This is a genomic window from Citrobacter werkmanii (assembly GCF_008693645.1).
GTDB lineage: Bacteria > Pseudomonadota > Gammaproteobacteria > Enterobacterales > Enterobacteriaceae > Citrobacter > Citrobacter werkmanii.
Genome location: NZ_CP044101.1, coordinates 3,767,490 through 3,782,835, shown reverse-complemented (window position 1 = coordinate 3,782,835; position 15,346 = coordinate 3,767,490). Strand labels below are relative to the sequence as shown.

Annotated in this window: 13 protein-coding genes; 6 read left to right on the top strand and 7 right to left on the bottom strand. The window is 56.0% G+C overall.

Annotation, left to right across the window (positions count from 1 at the left end):
* Positions 1–23: 23 nt before the first annotated feature.
* The 5 genes from hcaD to hcaE are packed head-to-tail and all read right to left on the bottom strand — an operon-like array spanning position 24 to position 4,241.
* Positions 24–1,226 (bottom strand): phenylpropionate dioxygenase ferredoxin reductase subunit, encoded by a 1,203-nt coding sequence (gene hcaD / locus FOB24_RS18800; RefSeq protein ID WP_150345316.1) that lies wholly within the window; start codon positions 1,224–1,226, stop codon positions 24–26.
* Positions 1,227–1,235: 9 nt separating this feature from the next.
* Positions 1,236–2,048 carry a 3-phenylpropionate-dihydrodiol/cinnamic acid-dihydrodiol dehydrogenase gene (hcaB, locus tag FOB24_RS18795; protein WP_150345315.1) on the bottom strand — a complete coding sequence of 271 codons (813 nt, stop codon included), beginning with the start codon at positions 2,046–2,048 and terminating at the stop codon, positions 1,236–1,238.
* A complete protein-coding gene (gene hcaC / locus FOB24_RS18790) occupies positions 2,045–2,365 on the bottom strand; it encodes a 3-phenylpropionate/cinnamic acid dioxygenase ferredoxin subunit (protein ID WP_038642667.1) in 321 nt (106 codons plus the stop codon). The genes hcaB and hcaC overlap by 4 nt, the downstream gene beginning before the upstream one ends.
* Positions 2,365–2,883: a 3-phenylpropionate/cinnamic acid dioxygenase subunit beta gene (gene hcaF / locus FOB24_RS18785; RefSeq protein WP_150345314.1), complete on the bottom strand. Its 519-nt coding sequence runs from the start codon at positions 2,881–2,883 to the stop codon at positions 2,365–2,367. Before hcaF ends, hcaC begins: the two co-directional genes overlap by 1 nt.
* Positions 2,880–4,241: a 3-phenylpropionate/cinnamic acid dioxygenase subunit alpha gene (gene hcaE / locus FOB24_RS18780; protein WP_137350954.1), complete on the bottom strand. Its 1,362-nt coding sequence runs from the start codon at positions 4,239–4,241 to the stop codon at positions 2,880–2,882. The genes hcaF and hcaE overlap by 4 nt, the downstream gene beginning before the upstream one ends.
* 135 nt (positions 4,242–4,376) lie before the next feature.
* On the opposite strand from hcaE, the gene hcaR reads away from it, so the two are divergent.
* Positions 4,377–5,270, top strand: a complete 894-nt coding sequence (gene hcaR, locus FOB24_RS18775; RefSeq protein ID WP_150345313.1) for a DNA-binding transcriptional regulator HcaR — start codon at positions 4,377–4,379, stop codon at positions 5,268–5,270.
* A 3-nt stretch (positions 5,271–5,273) separates the two neighbouring features.
* Here hcaR and FOB24_RS18770 read toward each other — a convergent pair whose 3' ends face one another.
* Positions 5,274–6,467, bottom strand: coding sequence for an ROK family transcriptional regulator (locus FOB24_RS18770; RefSeq protein ID WP_150345312.1), 1,194 nt, complete (start codon positions 6,465–6,467; stop codon positions 5,274–5,276).
* A gap of 114 nt (positions 6,468–6,581) precedes the next feature.
* On the opposite strand from FOB24_RS18770, the gene FOB24_RS18765 reads away from it, so the two are divergent.
* The 4 genes from FOB24_RS18765 (at position 6,582) to FOB24_RS18750 (ending at position 13,439) form a co-directional block, all read left to right on the top strand.
* Positions 6,582–9,848 (top strand): DUF5107 domain-containing protein, encoded by a 3,267-nt coding sequence (locus FOB24_RS18765; protein WP_150345311.1) that lies wholly within the window; start codon positions 6,582–6,584, stop codon positions 9,846–9,848.
* 72 nt (positions 9,849–9,920) lie between these two features.
* Positions 9,921–11,360, top strand: a complete 1,440-nt coding sequence (locus FOB24_RS18760; RefSeq protein WP_150345310.1) for a sugar porter family MFS transporter — start codon at positions 9,921–9,923, stop codon at positions 11,358–11,360.
* Entirely contained in the window at positions 11,360–12,202 is an 843-nt protein-coding gene (locus FOB24_RS18755; protein WP_137347042.1) for an aldose 1-epimerase, read from the top strand. Before FOB24_RS18760 ends, FOB24_RS18755 begins: the two co-directional genes overlap by 1 nt.
* 88 nt (positions 12,203–12,290) lie before the next feature.
* A complete protein-coding gene (locus FOB24_RS18750) occupies positions 12,291–13,439 on the top strand; it encodes a 3-phenylpropionate MFS transporter (RefSeq protein WP_150345309.1) in 1,149 nt (382 codons plus the stop codon).
* Here the strand turns inward: FOB24_RS18750 and csiE are convergent.
* On the bottom strand, positions 13,434–14,711 hold the full coding sequence (gene csiE / locus FOB24_RS18745; RefSeq protein ID WP_038642650.1) for a stationary phase inducible protein CsiE: 1,278 nt from the start codon (positions 14,709–14,711) through the stop codon (positions 13,434–13,436). The two genes, FOB24_RS18750 and csiE, sit on opposite strands and share 6 nt — an antisense overlap.
* A gap of 63 nt (positions 14,712–14,774) precedes the next feature.
* Between csiE and FOB24_RS24315 the strand changes: the two genes are divergently transcribed.
* Positions 14,775–15,089 (top strand): hypothetical protein, encoded by a 315-nt coding sequence (locus FOB24_RS24315; RefSeq protein ID WP_190971842.1) that lies wholly within the window; start codon positions 14,775–14,777, stop codon positions 15,087–15,089.
* Positions 15,090–15,346 lie beyond the last annotated feature (257 nt).

Genomic DNA, 15,346 nt, shown 5'->3' with positions numbered 1-15,346 from the left:
ATAAACGAAGAGACATCCGCCAGTTATAGTGACTTAAGCAAGATTGTTTCATCGACTAAAGCTGCCACTGGCGGCTTTTTCTTAGCCTGAATCCATTTCCGCAATAAGCGCATTTCCCGGCCCTGGTTCAACGTCACTGCGCCGACAATAACGTCATTCTGCAAACTAAACCATATTGCTTTCTGCGCATCAGGATCGCCACGTGCGAGCCAACTTTCTCCCTGCATTTCACCAACAAATTGCAGGTTATCACTGTATTGATCGGTCCAGAACCAGCCCGGCGTGGCTTCTGGCAGGGGTAAACCGAGCATAGCAGCAGCGGCAACTTGCGCCTGGCAGTTGGCATTTTCCCAGCTTTCTATGCGCTTTAACGAACCGTCCGGCTGGCGAGTGAGCGCCACATCACCGGCGGCGAAAATGACCGGGTCGGAGGTGGCGCAGGCGCTATCGACAATAATACCATTGGCCGTTTCCAGCCCCGCGTCGCGGGCCAGCGTATCGTTCGCCACGATGCCGATGCCGTAAACCACCGCATCGGCCTTCAGTAATTCGCCGTTTTGCAGCGTGAGCGTGAGAAATTCTCCCGCTTCAGCGTGCTCAATGGCGCTATTGAGCAGCATTCTCACCCCGGCCTGCTGATGGCGGGCTAACAGATAGTCGCGCACCGGCGCAGGCGCATTGCGGCCCATCACCGTTGATGCCAGTTCGACTACCGTCACCCGGCAGCCGCGCTGGATGGCGCTGGCCGCCAGCTCCAGGCCAATGGTGCCCGCGCCGACAATCACGATCGATTTTCCTGGCTGTAGCGCAGCCCGGAGACGCTCGGCATCTCCCGCATGACGTAGGGTAAAACAGCGCTCGCCCAGCGCATCCAGCAGCGGTAGCGGTCTGGCGGCGGCCCCGGTAGCCAGCAGCAACTGAGTCCAGCGGTAGGTTTGCCCATCGGCGAGCGTTAACGTACGCGAGGCGCGATCAATCTCGCGTAGCGTAACGCCCAGATGCAACTGCACGTTGTGTTCCTGCCACCAGCTGGCGGGCAGAACCGGCTGAAGCTGCGGGTTATCGTCCAGCAGCATCGCTTTTGACAGCGGCGGGCGCTCGTAGGCCAGGTGAGCCTCGTCAGAAAAGAGGTGTAACGGTCCGCTAAACCCCTGCTGACGTAGCGCGGCGGCGGCCATCGCTCCCGCCTGGCCGCCGCCGATGATGGCAATAATCTGTTCGTTCATGATGACTCCTTACAGATCCAGACCAGCCGCGACGTGGCGGATCCCACGGATCCCCAGGCCGGCGTCGGCGTTGATCATCACGCCGCTTAGCGTACGGTTGTTGCGGCGTGACGCCAGCATCACGTACGGGCCGGTGAAGTCAGCCGGTTCCGGGAAGAACTGCAACGGCAGAATGGCGGCGATTTTCTCCGGTGTTAGCGACTGCATAATCGAGGTGTCGTTTTGCCCCAGCGCCTGCGGGCCACGCAGATCGGTCGCCATGCCGCACGGGCCGACACCGTTCACCCGCACTTTGGGGGCGAGTTCGTAGGCCAGTTGGCGAATCAACCCGGTGGCCGCGTGCTTGCTGGCGGTATACAGGGGCCCGCCGCCGCCGGGATACCATGCGGCGTTAGACAGGGTAAAGATGATGCTGCCTTCGCTGGCGATTAATGCCTGGGCGCAGGCTTTGGCGCCCAGCAGATAGCCCAGCACGTTAACGTTAAACAGCTCGTGGAAGCCGCTTTCCAGCGCCTCGACGGGCGTATTGACCAGCGAAGCGTTGTGATCCCATATACCCGCGTTGCCGATAAAACAGTCCAGCTTGCCGAAGGTGGTGAGGATCCGATCAACCGCGCGCTGGTAGTCGGCATAGCAGGTCACGTTGCCTTCCACCGCCAGTACGTGTTCACCAAAGCGCTGGCGCAGGCTGGCAATCTTCGCTGCGGACAGCTCGAGCGTGGCGACTTTCGCACCTTCTTCAATAAAGCGTTCTACCAGCGCCAGCCCCAGCCCGGAGCCGCCGCCAGTAATAAACACAACGTTATCGCGTAAATCGCTCATCTGGCCTCCTCGGGTAAATCAATAAACACCTCGCCGCCTTCCACATGCACCGCATAGGTGGTGAGCGGATCGGTGGCGGGCAGGCACAACGCTTTGCCGGTTTTCAGGCAGAAGCTGGCGGCGTGCAGCGGGCACTCCACCGTGGCGTCGTCTTCCAGATAGCCCTCCGACATCGAGGCGTTACCGTGGCTACAGCGATCGTTAATGGCATAAAACTCACCGCCAACGTGAAACAGCGCGATGACGGGAGAGGTTTCCAGCCGGAGGGCTTCCCCCTCCGGCAGCTCCGTGGCGGAGCAGGCAAATATGCGGCTCATCAGAACAGTACACTCAGGTTGTGGGAGGTGATCACCGCCTGATCGAGCACGATCTCACGCTCCAGTAAGCGCCATTCGTCGCCCTGCAGACGACGGACCTTATCCATGCGCGTGCCGACGTAGAACGTCTCGTCACGCTCTTTTTGTGCGCGGTACAGCAGATAGTTCAGGCGCACGGCGAACACGTCCGGCTGGTCGGTTTCGCTCACCTGCAGGTTGCTGATCATGTGGCGGGTGCGGGAAGGTGGCTCTTCGGCCCAGGCCATGCCGGTTTCCAGCCGCGCGATGCGGCGTTCAAGCTGGTCTTTATTGTCGTTGAAAATCCAGGTGGTCGGCGGCTGTACGCCTTTACGGCGGTCGCGCGTCTGGGCATTCACCGTGGTGCGCATGGTGTAACGAATGTCGTCATCCAGTTGCGCCAGCCAGCCGCGGAACTGCCAGTCGTCCAGCAGACGCGCTTCTTCATACAGAAACTGGCTGATGCGGTGATGCAGCTCAGGGGAGACTAACGCGCTCATTTCATCACCTCCTGCTGGTATGCGGCGGTTTTTTCCTGCACTTCCTGCCAGCTTTCGCTGCTTAATAAATCGGCCCAACGCTGATACATGCCGCGGGCGGCGGTTTCCGAGAAGATGTAGTTAGTGATCCCCGGAATGCCGTCTTCACGACGTTTTTCCTGGCCGAGCCCCATCTCCAGGCACAGGTTGGTGTTGCGTGCCCGGTGGCCTTTGAGCAGTTTTTGAATCTCACACCAGTTTTCCGAGTCGTCCTGCTCAAGGAACCCCGCCGGGCCGAAGGCGCGGGTGGCGCTGTTTTCAAAAGCGGCTTTGACGTCATCAGAGGCGGCTTTATCGGCGATGCAGAACGCCCATACTTCGACTTTGTCCGGCCCGCGCGGATGCCAGACGCGCAGCGTGGCGGTACCGTTCAGCCAGGAGAGCGTGGGGAAAATATTGTTGTGACCGGCGAGACGCAGCGCGCGTACCTTACCCAGACGCCGCTCGGCCTCTTCATAGGTATCGCGATAGTAGCTGGAGACTTCGCCGTCGACCCAGACGTTGGCGTCCGGTTTCTCGGTAAAGAAGAAGCCGCTGCCGTGTCCATCCTGGCCGAACTGTAGCGCGTCTTTGGCGGTTTCCCACACCGGGCGGGCGGTTTGACCGTCTCCCAGGCGTTTGTCGCTGCCGTCGTCTTTCGCGCCCAATACCTGTACGGCAGAGGCGTGGCTGAACAACGCGTGATACTGGTCACTGGCGAACTGTTCGGCGGGGAATTTCCAGTTACAGTCGATGGTCCACTTCTGTACGCCGCCGACGATTTCAGTGCCGCCTTCACGGCGATCCAGCACGCCGTCGAGATACCAGGCGATGTCGCCGAGATAATCGCGAAGATTCGGCGCGGTGGTATCCCAGTTACCGAAAATCAGCCCTTTGTAGCTCTCGACGCATGGCACTTCGTTCAGCCCCCAGTGGGATTTGCACAACCCTTGTGGGTAGGCGCGCGGCTCCAGCGGCACGTCGATCAGCTCGCCGTTAATGCCGTATGACCAGCCGTGATACGGGCAGGTGAAGGCGCGGGTGTTACCGCAGTCGGCATAACTCACGCGCATCGCGCGGTGGCGGCACTGGTTGAGAAACGCTTTGATGCTGCCGTCCTTCTGGCGCACCACCACCACGGCGTCTTCGCCCATATAAGTGTTAAAGAAATCGCCCGGTTTGGGGATTTGGCTTTCGTGGGCGAGAAACAGCCAGCAGCGTCCGAAGATGCGTTCCAGCTCCAGTTGGTAAATTTCAGGGTCGGTATAAATACGTGGGGTTACGCGACCGTTTTGCGTGTCGATCAGTCGGTAGATGTCTAAATTTGAGGGTATGGTCATATTTTTTAATCCTGAAAGCTAAGATGTATTGACCTTCTTTTTTTGTACCCTAAGGATGTTGCTGGTTAGTTATCAATCTGTGAAATAGTAAATTTCTACCAGTTGAGACATTTTTTCGATAACAAGGAGAAGGGCATGGAACTGAGGCACTTACGCTATTTTGTGGCGGTGGCGCAGGCGCTGAATTTCACCCGGGCGGCAGAAAAACTGCATACCTCTCAGCCCTCGTTAAGCAGTCAGATCCGCGATCTGGAGACCTGTGTGGGGGTTCCCTTGCTGGTGCGGGACAAGCGCAAAGTTGCGTTAACGGCAGCAGGTGAATGTTTTTTACAGGATGCGTTGGTTATCCTCGCGCAGGCGGAAAATGCCAAAGTTCGCGCCCGTAAAACGGTGCAGGAAGATAACCATTTCGCCATCGGCTTTGTCCCTTCCGCAGAGGTAAATCTGTTGCCCAAAGTGCTGCCTTTGTTTCGTTTAAAACAACCGGATATGCATATTGAACTGGTCAGTTTGATCACCACTGAGCAGGAGGAGAAGATCCTGCGCGGAGAGCTGGACGTTGGCTTAATGCGTCATCCGGTTTACAGCCCGGAACTGGATTATCTGGAGCTGATTCATGAGCCGCTGGTGGTGGTATTACCGGTGAATCATCCACTCGCTAATGAGAAATCGATATCGGCACAGCAACTGCACGGCGTCAATTTTGTCAGTACCGATCCGGCCTATTCCGGCGCGTTAGCGATGATTGTCAAAAACTGGTTTCAGCAGCAAAAAAGCCAGCCCAATATCGTGCAGGTGGCGACCAATATTCTGGTGACCATGAACCTGGTCAGCATGGGGTTGGGGGTGACTTTGATACCCGGTTATATGAATAATTTTAATACCGGGCAGGTGGTTTTTCGCCCTATTGTTGGCGATGTTCCAACCATTGCGCTGCTGATGGCGTGGAAAAAGGGGGCGCTGAAACCGGCGCTGACCGACTTTATCGCCACGGTGCATGAACGTTTAGCCGTAAGCGTTGTGGATTAACGACTACAGCTCGCTAAGCTGCGACTCGACATACAGATAGCCGATGCCCATCAGTTGCTGAGCGCGATTAAGCTTACCGAAACCGATCTGCGTTGCCCGGGCTCGTGGGTTATCGCCATGATCGAACGGATTAAATCCGGTTTGCTGCACCAGCGTATTGAGCCAGCTCTCGCCGAAGGCGCAGCTACGACCATACAGCCAGATTTGATTAATATTTAATATATTTAGAAAATTGTACAGACTCAGGCCAATGGCGCTGGCGGCATGTTCGGCCCACGCCTGAATGCGAACATCTCCGTGCCTCCAGGCATCAATAAGCTGGTCGGTCGTCAGCGTTTGGGGATCATACAGGGATGTCGGTTGCGATTTCATCCACACGCGAGCCTGCTTTTTCAGTGCGCTTAATGACGCCACCGTTTCCAGACACCCATAACGGCCACAGTCGCAGGCAACCCCGTCCGGATCAATTATTGTATGGCCAATCTGACCGCTGCCGTACAAACTGCCCCGCCAGATGTTATCGTTAATGACAAACGATGAGCCAATGCCGTAATCAACGTTAATCACACAAAAATCACCGTTAGCCGCCGGATTTTGCCACTTTTCCGCCAGCGCCAGCATCACGCAGTCATTGTCCAGCCGGACCTGCACACCAAGCATCTCCTCAAGCAGGTATTTTATTTCCACCGGTGTTTTCCACGGAGCCTGAGGCATGGTTTTTGATGCGCCGGTAATCGGATCAACCTGGCCGTGCACGCCCAGCGCCAGATTAATCGTAACCTCTGGAAATTGCCGACGGTATTCTCGCCAGTGTGTCGCCAATGCCGCCAGTAGCGCTTTTGGCGTATCAGGATTAATGACCTCATGGTGCCAGTCACCGACGGCCACCAGACGCGCGTCCGCCAGTTGGCTGGTGATGCTGGTGGGGGTGACGTTGATGCAGAGCGTCCAGGCACCTGTTTCTGGCAAATGATAACTGCCGCTACTCAAACCGCGCTGGCTTAACGTCTCTCGCGAATGGCTGATTCTCCCTTCATCCATCAGCTCTTCAAGAATATTGCTGACCGCCGGGATCGACAGACTGGTCAGCTGCGCCAACTGCGACTTGCTAAGCTGTTTTTCCCGCCATAGATGCGACAAAAAGATCTGTTTATTTGCTTGACGTACCCTGGCGTTATTGAATCCCGAACGCTGCATACACTTAACTTCCTTTACTATATTGCGTGAGCATTGCGCATTTTAACGCTACTTAACTGCCGCAGAATAGCCTCAGGTTAAATTTTTACTTTTGTTTATTGAGTGGAGAGCGGCATGTACGGTTCAGTTAAAGTCTGGCAGGAAACGATCACCCTCCCAACGTGGACGGTGGGTGAAGAAGACGCTAACCCGATGTTTCTGGAGAAAAGGGTATATCAGGGATCCTCTGGTGCGGTTTATCCCTACGGCGTGATTGATACCCTGACCGGCAAGCGTGAAATGCGCGACTATCAGGCGGTGTGGATGGAGAATGACTTCATTCGCATCATGCTGCTGCCGGAATTAGGCGGACGTATCCATCGTGCGTATGACAAAGTGCAGCAACGTGATTTCGTCTACTACAACGAAGTGGTGAAACCAGCGTTGGTTGGCCTGCTTGGGCCATGGATCTCTGGCGGCATTGAGTTCAACTGGCCGCAGCATCATCGTCCAACCACCTTTATGCCGGTTGATTTTACGCAACAGCAGGGCGAGCAGGGCGAATATACCGTGTGGATGGGGGAGGTCGAACCCATGCGTGGTTTACAGGTGATGACCGGATTCACACTGTATCCAGATCGCGCGCTGATCGAAATAACCGGGAAGGTGTTTAACGGTAACGCCACGCCGCGCCACTTCCTGTGGTGGGCGAATCCGGCGGTGAAAGGCGGCGACGATCATCAGAGCGTGTTTCCGCCGGATGTAACCGCGGTATTCGACCACGGCAAGCGCGATGTTTCAGCGTTTCCTGTCGCTACTGGCACCTACTACAAAGTGGATTACTCGGCGGGTGTGGATATCTCTCGCTACAAAAACGTACCCGTTCCGACCTCTTATATGGCGGAAAAATCGGATTATGACTTTGTCGGCGCCTGGCACCACGGCGAACGCGGTGGATTACTGCACGTGGCGGACCACCATGTTTCGCCGGGGAAAAAACAGTGGACCTGGGGATACGGCGACTTTGGCGTTGCCTGGGATCGTAATCTCACTGATGACAACGGTCCGTATATCGAACTGATGACCGGGGTCTTTACCGATAACCAACCGGATTTCACCTGGCTTGCGCCGTACGAAGAGAAAGTTTTCGTGCAAAACTTCCTGCCCTACAGCGAACTTGGCATGGTGCAAAACGCCAGCACGCAACTGGCGCTTCGGCTGGTGCGTGAGGGAAGCCAACTTTCAGTGGGCGTTTATGCGATAGCGCCGCTACGCGATGTTCAGGTTACGCTTGCGGCACACGGGGAGGCGTTCTTTGAGAATACACTCACCCTTGAGCCGGGGCAGAGCTGGTTAGCCGATGTGTCTGACAATGGCCATGCCCGGGTAACGATGACCGTCACTCGCGCCGATGGCTCCACGCTTTTACAGTACGAAGAGCACATGGCGCAAGAGTTACCACTACCCTCGGCGGCCAGCGCGCCAGCTCAGCCAGAAGCGATTGCTAATACCGATGAACTCTATTTTATTGGTCAGCATCTGGAGCAGTACAACCACGCCAGCCGCTATGCCGAAGACTATTACCGCCGCGCGCTGGAGGTCGACCCGCTTGATTATCGCAATAATGTGGCGCTGGGGACGCTGGCGCTAAACCGCGCGGACTGGGCATTAGCAGCCCATTGCGCGGGCAAGGCGCTGGAACGGGCGCACAAGCTCAATAAGAATCCGCGTGATGGCGAGGCGAGTATGCTGCTGGCCGCCGCGCAGGAACGCCAGGGCGACGATGAAAGCGCCTGGGATAATTATTATAAGGCGAGCTGGAGCGGCAACTGCCGGGATGCGGCTTTCTGGTCGTTAGCGCGCCTGGCGATGAAACGTCAGGACTATGCCGGCGCGTTGGAAAAAGTCGAGCAGAGCCTGCGTTTTAACGGCAGTAATAACCTGGCGATGGGACTGAAAGCGCTGGCGCTGGCTAAGCTTGATCGCAATGCGCAAGCGCTGGAATACATTCGCCAACAGCTGGTTGATTATCCGCTGAGTTACACCCTGCACTATGCACGCTGGGCTATTTGTCAGGATGAAGCGACGGCACAGGCGCTAATCTCGATTACCGGGCGGCGCGGTACCAACGCGTGTGAACTGGCTGGCTGGTTGATCGCATTGGGGCAAAAAGATGCTGCCCGTGGCGTGCTGGAACTGCTCGACAGCCAGGAAACGCTACCGATGCTGTGGCGCGCTTCGCTGAGCGACAATCCGCAACCTTTTATCGAACGAGCGCGTAAGTGTCTGCAAAATCGCGTCCGTTTTCCCAATACGCTGGATGAAGTACAGATGCTGCAAACCCTCGAGCAGAGCGCTTTTGCCCGTTATTTGCTCGGCTGTTTCTGGTACAGCAAACGCTGCTATGACGAGGCGGTCTCCTGCTGGCACTTTACCCTTGCGCAGGAGCCGGATTTTGCCCCAGTGCATCGCTTATTGGGTATCTATGCCTGGAACAAACAGCACGATGCACAGCAGGCGATGCAGTATCTGTCGCAGGCCGTAGCACTGGAGCCGCAAAATGCCCGTTTCCTGTTCGAACTCGACTATCTCAAAAAGCTGATGGCGCAACCGGCTGAACAGCGTTTGCAACGACTGGAAGCCAGCAAAGATATTGTCTTCCATCGTGACGATCTGACGGTGGAACTGCTTAGTCTGTGGAATGGATTGGGGCGCTACGACGAGGCCGCGGCAATCTTACGTGAGCGTGTATTTCATCCGTGGGAGGGAGGAGAAGGCAAAGCCACCGGGCAATATCTACTGAATCAGATGCATCGCGCACTGGAGGCCGTTCAGTCGGGCGACCCGCAAACCGCCATCACGCAACTGCAACAGGCGCTGCACTACCCGCAAAACCTTGGAGAGGGGCGCCTGCCTGGGCAAACGGATAATGACATCTGGTATTTGCTGGGTTATTGCGCCCAGCAGCAGGGGCATTTCGAGGAGTCCCGGCGCTATTTCTCCCGTGCCACGCGTGGCGGTAGCTCACTGGATGCCGGACGTTACTACAACGACCAGCCGGTGGACTATCTCTTCTGGCAGGGTATGGCGCAGAGAAAACTTGGCGATGATGCACAGGCGGACGCTCTGTTCAACAGCTTCCTGCAATGGGTTGAGTCGCATCGCGACAACGTCCCGGATGTCGATTTCTTTGCCGTATCGCTGCCCGATCTGGTGGTGCTGGATACCTCAGCACAAGCAAAACACCAGCAACACTGCCTGTTTATCAATGCGCTTGGGCATCTGGGGCTGGGAAATAGTTCTGCTTGCCAGCGCGATCTTGATGAGCTTCTGCAACTCAATCCGGCGCATGACAAGGCGTTACTGCTGCGTCACGCCATTAACGTAAGGCTGTTCCAGTAACACCCGAAACGGGTGGGGGCAACCTCACCCGAAACCTTCTGTTCCCTGCGTTTCCCTGAAAGAGGAATCATAATGAATAACGCGCAGACACATTTAAAGATTGGTTACGTCTGGACTATCTGCCTGGTTGCCGCCTGCGGTGGTTTACTGTTTGGCTATGACTGGGTGGTGATCGGCGGGGCAAAGCCCTTCTATGAAGCTTATTTTTCGATTACCGATCCGGCGCAATCTGGCTGGGCGATGAGCTCGGCGCTGGTTGGTTGTATCTTTGGTGCGCTGATTTCCGGCTGGTGTGCCGATAAGTTTGGCCGAAAGATGCCGCTGATTCTCTCGGCAATCCTTTTTAGCGCTTCAGCCTGGGGAACAGCAGTTGCCAGCAATTTTGACATGTTTGTTGTCTATCGCATCGTTGGCGGCGTGGGGATTGGTCTGGCATCCGCGCTAAGCCCGCTGTATATCGCTGAGGTCAGCCCGGCGGAAAAGCGTGGTCGCTTTGTTGCCGTTAACCAACTCACCATCGTCATTGGCGTCCTGGCGGCGCAGCTTATCAACCTGATGATTGCCGAACCTGTCGCTACAGGCGCTACGCAGCAGGCGATTGTGGAAAGCTGGAACGGTCAGACGGGCTGGCGCTGGATGTTTGGCGCTGAATTAGTGCCCGCGGTAATTTTCCTGGTGCTGATGTTCTTTGTCCCTGAATCGCCGCGCTGGTTGGTGAAGGCAGGAAAAGCCGAACGTGCGCGCACCATGCTGCAGCGCATTGGTTCGGCGGAATATGCCGGGCAAACGCTGAAAGAGATTGAACATACGCTACAAAAAGATAACCACAAGGTCGCGTGGTCATCACTGTTACAACCGCAGATCAAACCGATAGTGATTATTGGCATGGTGCTGGCAGTGTTCCAGCAGTGGTGTGGGATCAACGTTATTTTCAACTATGCGCAGGAGATATTTGCTTCTGCCGGATTCGACATCAACGGCACGTTAAAATCGATCGTAGCGACCGGGATCATCAATCTGGTCTTTACCCTTGCCGCTCTGCCGCTGGTGGACAAAATTGGGCGTCGTAAACTGATGCTGTTTGGTGCATCAGGGCTGACGGTTATCTACGTACTCATTGCCGGGGCATACGGGTTGGGCATTCTGGGCTGGCCGGTTTTGGTACTGGTGCTGGCGGCGATCGCCATTTACGCCCTGACGCTGGCCCCGGTAACATGGGTACTGCTGTCCGAAATCTTCCCCAACCGAGTACGCGGGTTAGCGATGTCGTTCGGCACGCTGGCGTTGTGGATTGCCTGCTTCCTGCTGACCTATACCTTCCCACTGCTGAATGCGAGTCTGGGCGCATCGGGAAGCTTCCTGCTCTACGGTGTGATTTGCGCGATGGGCTTTATCTATATTCTGCGTAATGTGCCGGAAACCAAAGGCGTGACGCTGGAAGCGCTGGAGGAACAGCTGGCGGCGCAGCATACGAAAGTTGGCGCATCAAGCCAACAACGAAGCACCCGCTAATGAATTCTCTGCTGATGCTTCAAAACGCACATCTACGGATGTGCGTAGATCCGCAGGGCGGTTCGCTATTGAGTCTGGTTTCGTTACAACATCAACGGGCAATATTACGTGAAGGTCATGGTCAGCAGCCCGGTGATTGCGGCCTGTTCCCGATGCTGCCGGTGGCAAACCGGGTGGCGGGCAACCGTTTTATGCTACGTGGGGAAGAGGTTGTGCTACCGCACCATGAGGCGGATGAACACTTCTTCCTGCACGGTGACGGCTGGCTGCAGCGCTGGCGGGTTATCACCGCGACACCAAGCGGTTGTTTGCTACAGTTGCGCAGTTGGCATCCCTGTGGCTACGACTATACGGCGCAGATTTGCTACCAACTGGAAGCTTCGAGCCTGCATGCTTCATTGACGCTCACCCATTGCGGGGAACGACCGATGATCTATGGCTGCGGGTTCCATCCGTTTTTCGCCTTTGATACGTACAGTACGGCTCAGTTCACCGCCAGCGGCTATTGGCCGGAGGGGGAACAGCATCTGCCACTGGACTGGCAAAGTGATATTCCACCCGCAGCGGATTTTATGCATGCGCAATACGGTGAAGATGCCTGGTTGAATGTGGGTTATTCTGGCTGGAGCGGGCGGGCCGTTATTCAGCGCGATGTGATGAAAGTCACGATTTTAGCGCAAACTCCGTGGCTGATGCTGTTCAGAATGTCGGGTGAACCATTCCTGTGCCTGGAGCCGCAGACGCATCCGGTGAATGCCCACCACATGCAGGGGCAGCCGGGATTGCAGGTTTTAGCGCAGGGAGAACGCTGTCATTTTGCGATGCAAATTTGTGTCGAATAGGGCGAAAATCATGTTATCTGCCTGTTAATGGTCTCTTGCGCCAGCCAGAGTTTATCGCCAGACTACCGTCTCCAAACGGGAGGGATTCATGGCTTTGCATTCCACGCGCTGGCTGGCGCTCGGTTATTTCACCTATTTCTTTAGCTACGGTATTTTTCTGCCTTTCTGGAGCGTCTGGCTCGAAGGGTTGGGGCTGACACCGGAAACCATTGGTTTACTGCTGGGCGCGGGGCTGATTGCCCGTTTTCTCGGTAGCTTGCTGATTGCGCCGCGCGTGAGCGATCCCTCTCGTCTGATTACCGCTTTACGTATTCTGGCTCTGTTGACGTTGGTGTTTGCGCTGGCCTTCTGGGCGGGGACCAACGTGGCGTGGCTGATGGTGGTGATGGTCGGATTTAACCTGTTTTTCTCACCGTTGGTGCCGCTGACCGACGCGCTGGCTAACACCTGGCAAAAACAGATAACCATGGATTACGGGCGGGTTCGACTGTGGGGATCCGTGGCCTTTGTGATTGGCTCTGCGCTGACCGGTAAGCTGGTGAGCCTGTTTGACTATCGGGTGATCCTTATTCTGCTGTCGCTTGGCGTCGCCTCAATGCTGCTGGGCATGATGATTCGTCCGAGCGTGCAGCCAGCAGGTGAAACCCGTCAGCAGGAGAGTGCGGGGTGGCCCGCCTGGCGCGCGTTAATAACGCAAAGCTGGCGTTTTCTTGCCTGCGTGAGTCTGCTGCAGGGCGCGCATGCCGCCTATTATGGTTTTAGCGCCATTTACTGGCAGTCTGCTGGTTATTCCGCTTCGGCGGTGGGCTATTTATGGTCATTGGGCGTGGTGGCGGAAGTCATTATCTTCGCGCTCAGCCACAAGCTGTTCCGCCGCTTTAGTGCCCGCGATCTGCTGTTGCTTTCCGCCGTTTGCGGCGTGGCGCGTTGGGGGCTGATGGGCTGGAGCACCAAACTACCGTGGCTGATTGTGGTGCAGATCCTGCACTGCGGTACCTTCACCGTCTGCCACCTGGCGGCAATGCGCTATATCGCGGCGCGACAGGGCAGCGAAGTGATTCGTTTACAGGCGGTCTATTCCGCGATAGCGATGGGCGGCAGTATCGCCATCATGACCGTTTTCGCTGGCTACCTGTACCAAAACCTGGGCAGCGGCGTATTCTGGGTGATGGCGCTGGTGGCGCTACCGGCTATCGTGTTGCGCCCGAAAGTAGTGGCGCAGCCTGCGACGTTATGATTCGAGGATTTTGCGGATCTGCTGCTGCTGGTGAGACGTCAGCGCCAGATCCGCATGAATCAACGGTGGTGAAAACAGCGGCAGCGGCGTAGTGTACGGTGTGACGATCAGCGTTACGCCGCGCGGCGCACCCTCTTTTTGAAAGTCCTGCATTGGCATATGTTTTACGTTGAGCGGCAGTAGCGTCAGTTCGCGTAGCTGCTGTTCAATATGCGCTTCGAGTTGTTCATTACTGCCGGTCAGCAGGATAATCTGCTTTTCGTGCAAATCCTTCTCCTGCATCAGCCAGGCACCGAAAATCACCGCCACCAGACCGATCTCTTCTTCTGAAAATTGCACTTCGTATTCCGCTTCGAATCCGTGTATCGCCTCGCGGGTGGTGCGAACCAGCCGGGGATAAAGTCGGCTGAACTCCTCCGGCAGCGTGTTATCAATACCAATGGCAAACAAACTGCGGTTCAGGGCCTGGGCAAGGTGGATATACAACTGGTCGTTCAGCCCTTGTTCATCACTGAAGCGAACGTTGCCATACTCGCGAAAACGCAGCACCAGCCGCGCGATAGCCAGACGCAAACGGCGATCCTGCTGGTGGTTATCGCGGATGGGATCGGGGATGCGAATCATTGAGAACAGCAATGCCATAAACAGCGATTCGCCCGGCGGCGCACTTTGCATGACGTGACGTTGCCAGTGGCGGGCAATCTCCTCAGCGAGCGCATACTCCGCGCAGGATTGCGCCCAGCGCTGCTGGAGCGGATTAAACTCCGGGGTGATCCCCGCGTGATGTTGCAGCAGGCAGTATTGTAAAAACAGCCGCAGGAACTGGATATCACGGCACTCAAAGGGCTTTTGCAAGCGTCGGGAGCAGAGGTTAATCAGCGCATGCAGATTGGTGTCATCATACAACGTGCGCGCTATACCCTGCTGTTTAAGCGCCATTTTCAATGTGGGTGTGAAATGTTGCGTGATAAACGTCGGGCAGATCCGCAGGCCACGGCGCAGCCAATGCAACAGGCACAGCCGCTGGTTCAGCGGGGCGCCTTCGATCGTATAGCCGCCATTCTGGGCGGAAGTAATGGCGAGCCGATGATAGCGCTGGATTTCGAGCCCCGCGCCAATGATATCCTCCTGAACGGTGGCATCATCGACGCCATTGAGACTGCTGAAGGTCTGCGCGGTAGCAATCTGCCCCGGCAGAAAAAGCGTCAGCAGTACCTGGCAACGGCGTTGGGGAGCGGAAAGTACAGATGGCGGGGCGAGCGTTGACATCATCTGTAGAATCTCCCGTGAGTATGTTTGATAAGAATAGTTAAAGTTTGCGCATAGATTTGCGGAATGGAAAGCTTTACGCCAGGAATGCTGGGGAGCGTCACAGAATTTTTAACGTGCGGAACAGATAGCGGTAGTGAAACGCAGCGCGTTAATCCACTTTTTCACGGTTTTATCTTTAGTTTACATATAAAAGAACTGGTAGAGATGTACTGCATGTCTGTTAAACATTATGGAGAACATGTGATTCCGGATCGGGGTGTCGCTTCAGCGCTCTTGCTTTTAGCTATATCGGTTTTGCTGTTCAGATATTTTCAAATAAAAATACAGGTGGTCAGGTGTGGGCTGGTACGGCTGAAAATTGCCGACGTGTTTCCGTAAGGCCGGGAGAGCCAGCATGGATGCTGGCTCAGGGCGCGCTTTGCAAGGACGCTACCTCGCGCCCGGCCCGGTAGCCTGGAGGAATAAGCGGAGGGAACCACGAAGTGGCAATTTTCCCGCCGGGAGCCGGGATTGTTAAGGGTACGGCGATAGTACCCTTAACACGTTCACGGGTACTATTATTTCAGAGAAGTGAAAAACATAAGGTGAACGTAGCAATACACCGGAGGCAACAGATTCATTACCTCCGGAACAGA

What these genes read in the sequence shown, in the direction of transcription:
- hcaD (WP_150345316.1), bottom strand. Translation starts at nt 1,226, where the DNA reads ATGAACGAACAGATTATTGCCATCATCGGCGGCGGCCAGGCGGGAGCG.
- hcaB (WP_150345315.1), bottom strand. Translation starts at nt 2,048, where the DNA reads ATGAGCGATTTACGCGATAACGTTGTGTTTATTACTGGCGGCGGCTCC.
- hcaC (WP_038642667.1), bottom strand. Translation starts at nt 2,365, where the DNA reads ATGAGCCGCATATTTGCCTGCTCCGCCACGGAGCTGCCGGAGGGGGAA.
- hcaF (WP_150345314.1), bottom strand. Translation starts at nt 2,883, where the DNA reads ATGAGCGCGTTAGTCTCCCCTGAGCTGCATCACCGCATCAGCCAGTTT.
- hcaE (WP_137350954.1), bottom strand. Translation starts at nt 4,241, where the DNA reads ATGACCATACCCTCAAATTTAGACATCTACCGACTGATCGACACGCAA.
- hcaR (WP_150345313.1), top strand. Translation starts at nt 4,377, where the DNA reads ATGGAACTGAGGCACTTACGCTATTTTGTGGCGGTGGCGCAGGCGCTG.
- FOB24_RS18770 (WP_150345312.1), bottom strand. Translation starts at nt 6,467, where the DNA reads ATGCAGCGTTCGGGATTCAATAACGCCAGGGTACGTCAAGCAAATAAA.
- FOB24_RS18765 (WP_150345311.1), top strand. Translation starts at nt 6,582, where the DNA reads ATGTACGGTTCAGTTAAAGTCTGGCAGGAAACGATCACCCTCCCAACG.
- FOB24_RS18760 (WP_150345310.1), top strand. Translation starts at nt 9,921, where the DNA reads ATGAATAACGCGCAGACACATTTAAAGATTGGTTACGTCTGGACTATC.
- FOB24_RS18755 (WP_137347042.1), top strand. Translation starts at nt 11,360, where the DNA reads ATGAATTCTCTGCTGATGCTTCAAAACGCACATCTACGGATGTGCGTA.
- FOB24_RS18750 (WP_150345309.1), top strand. Translation starts at nt 12,291, where the DNA reads ATGGCTTTGCATTCCACGCGCTGGCTGGCGCTCGGTTATTTCACCTAT.
- csiE (WP_038642650.1), bottom strand. Translation starts at nt 14,711, where the DNA reads ATGATGTCAACGCTCGCCCCGCCATCTGTACTTTCCGCTCCCCAACGC.
- FOB24_RS24315 (WP_190971842.1), top strand. Translation starts at nt 14,775, where the DNA reads ATGGAAAGCTTTACGCCAGGAATGCTGGGGAGCGTCACAGAATTTTTA.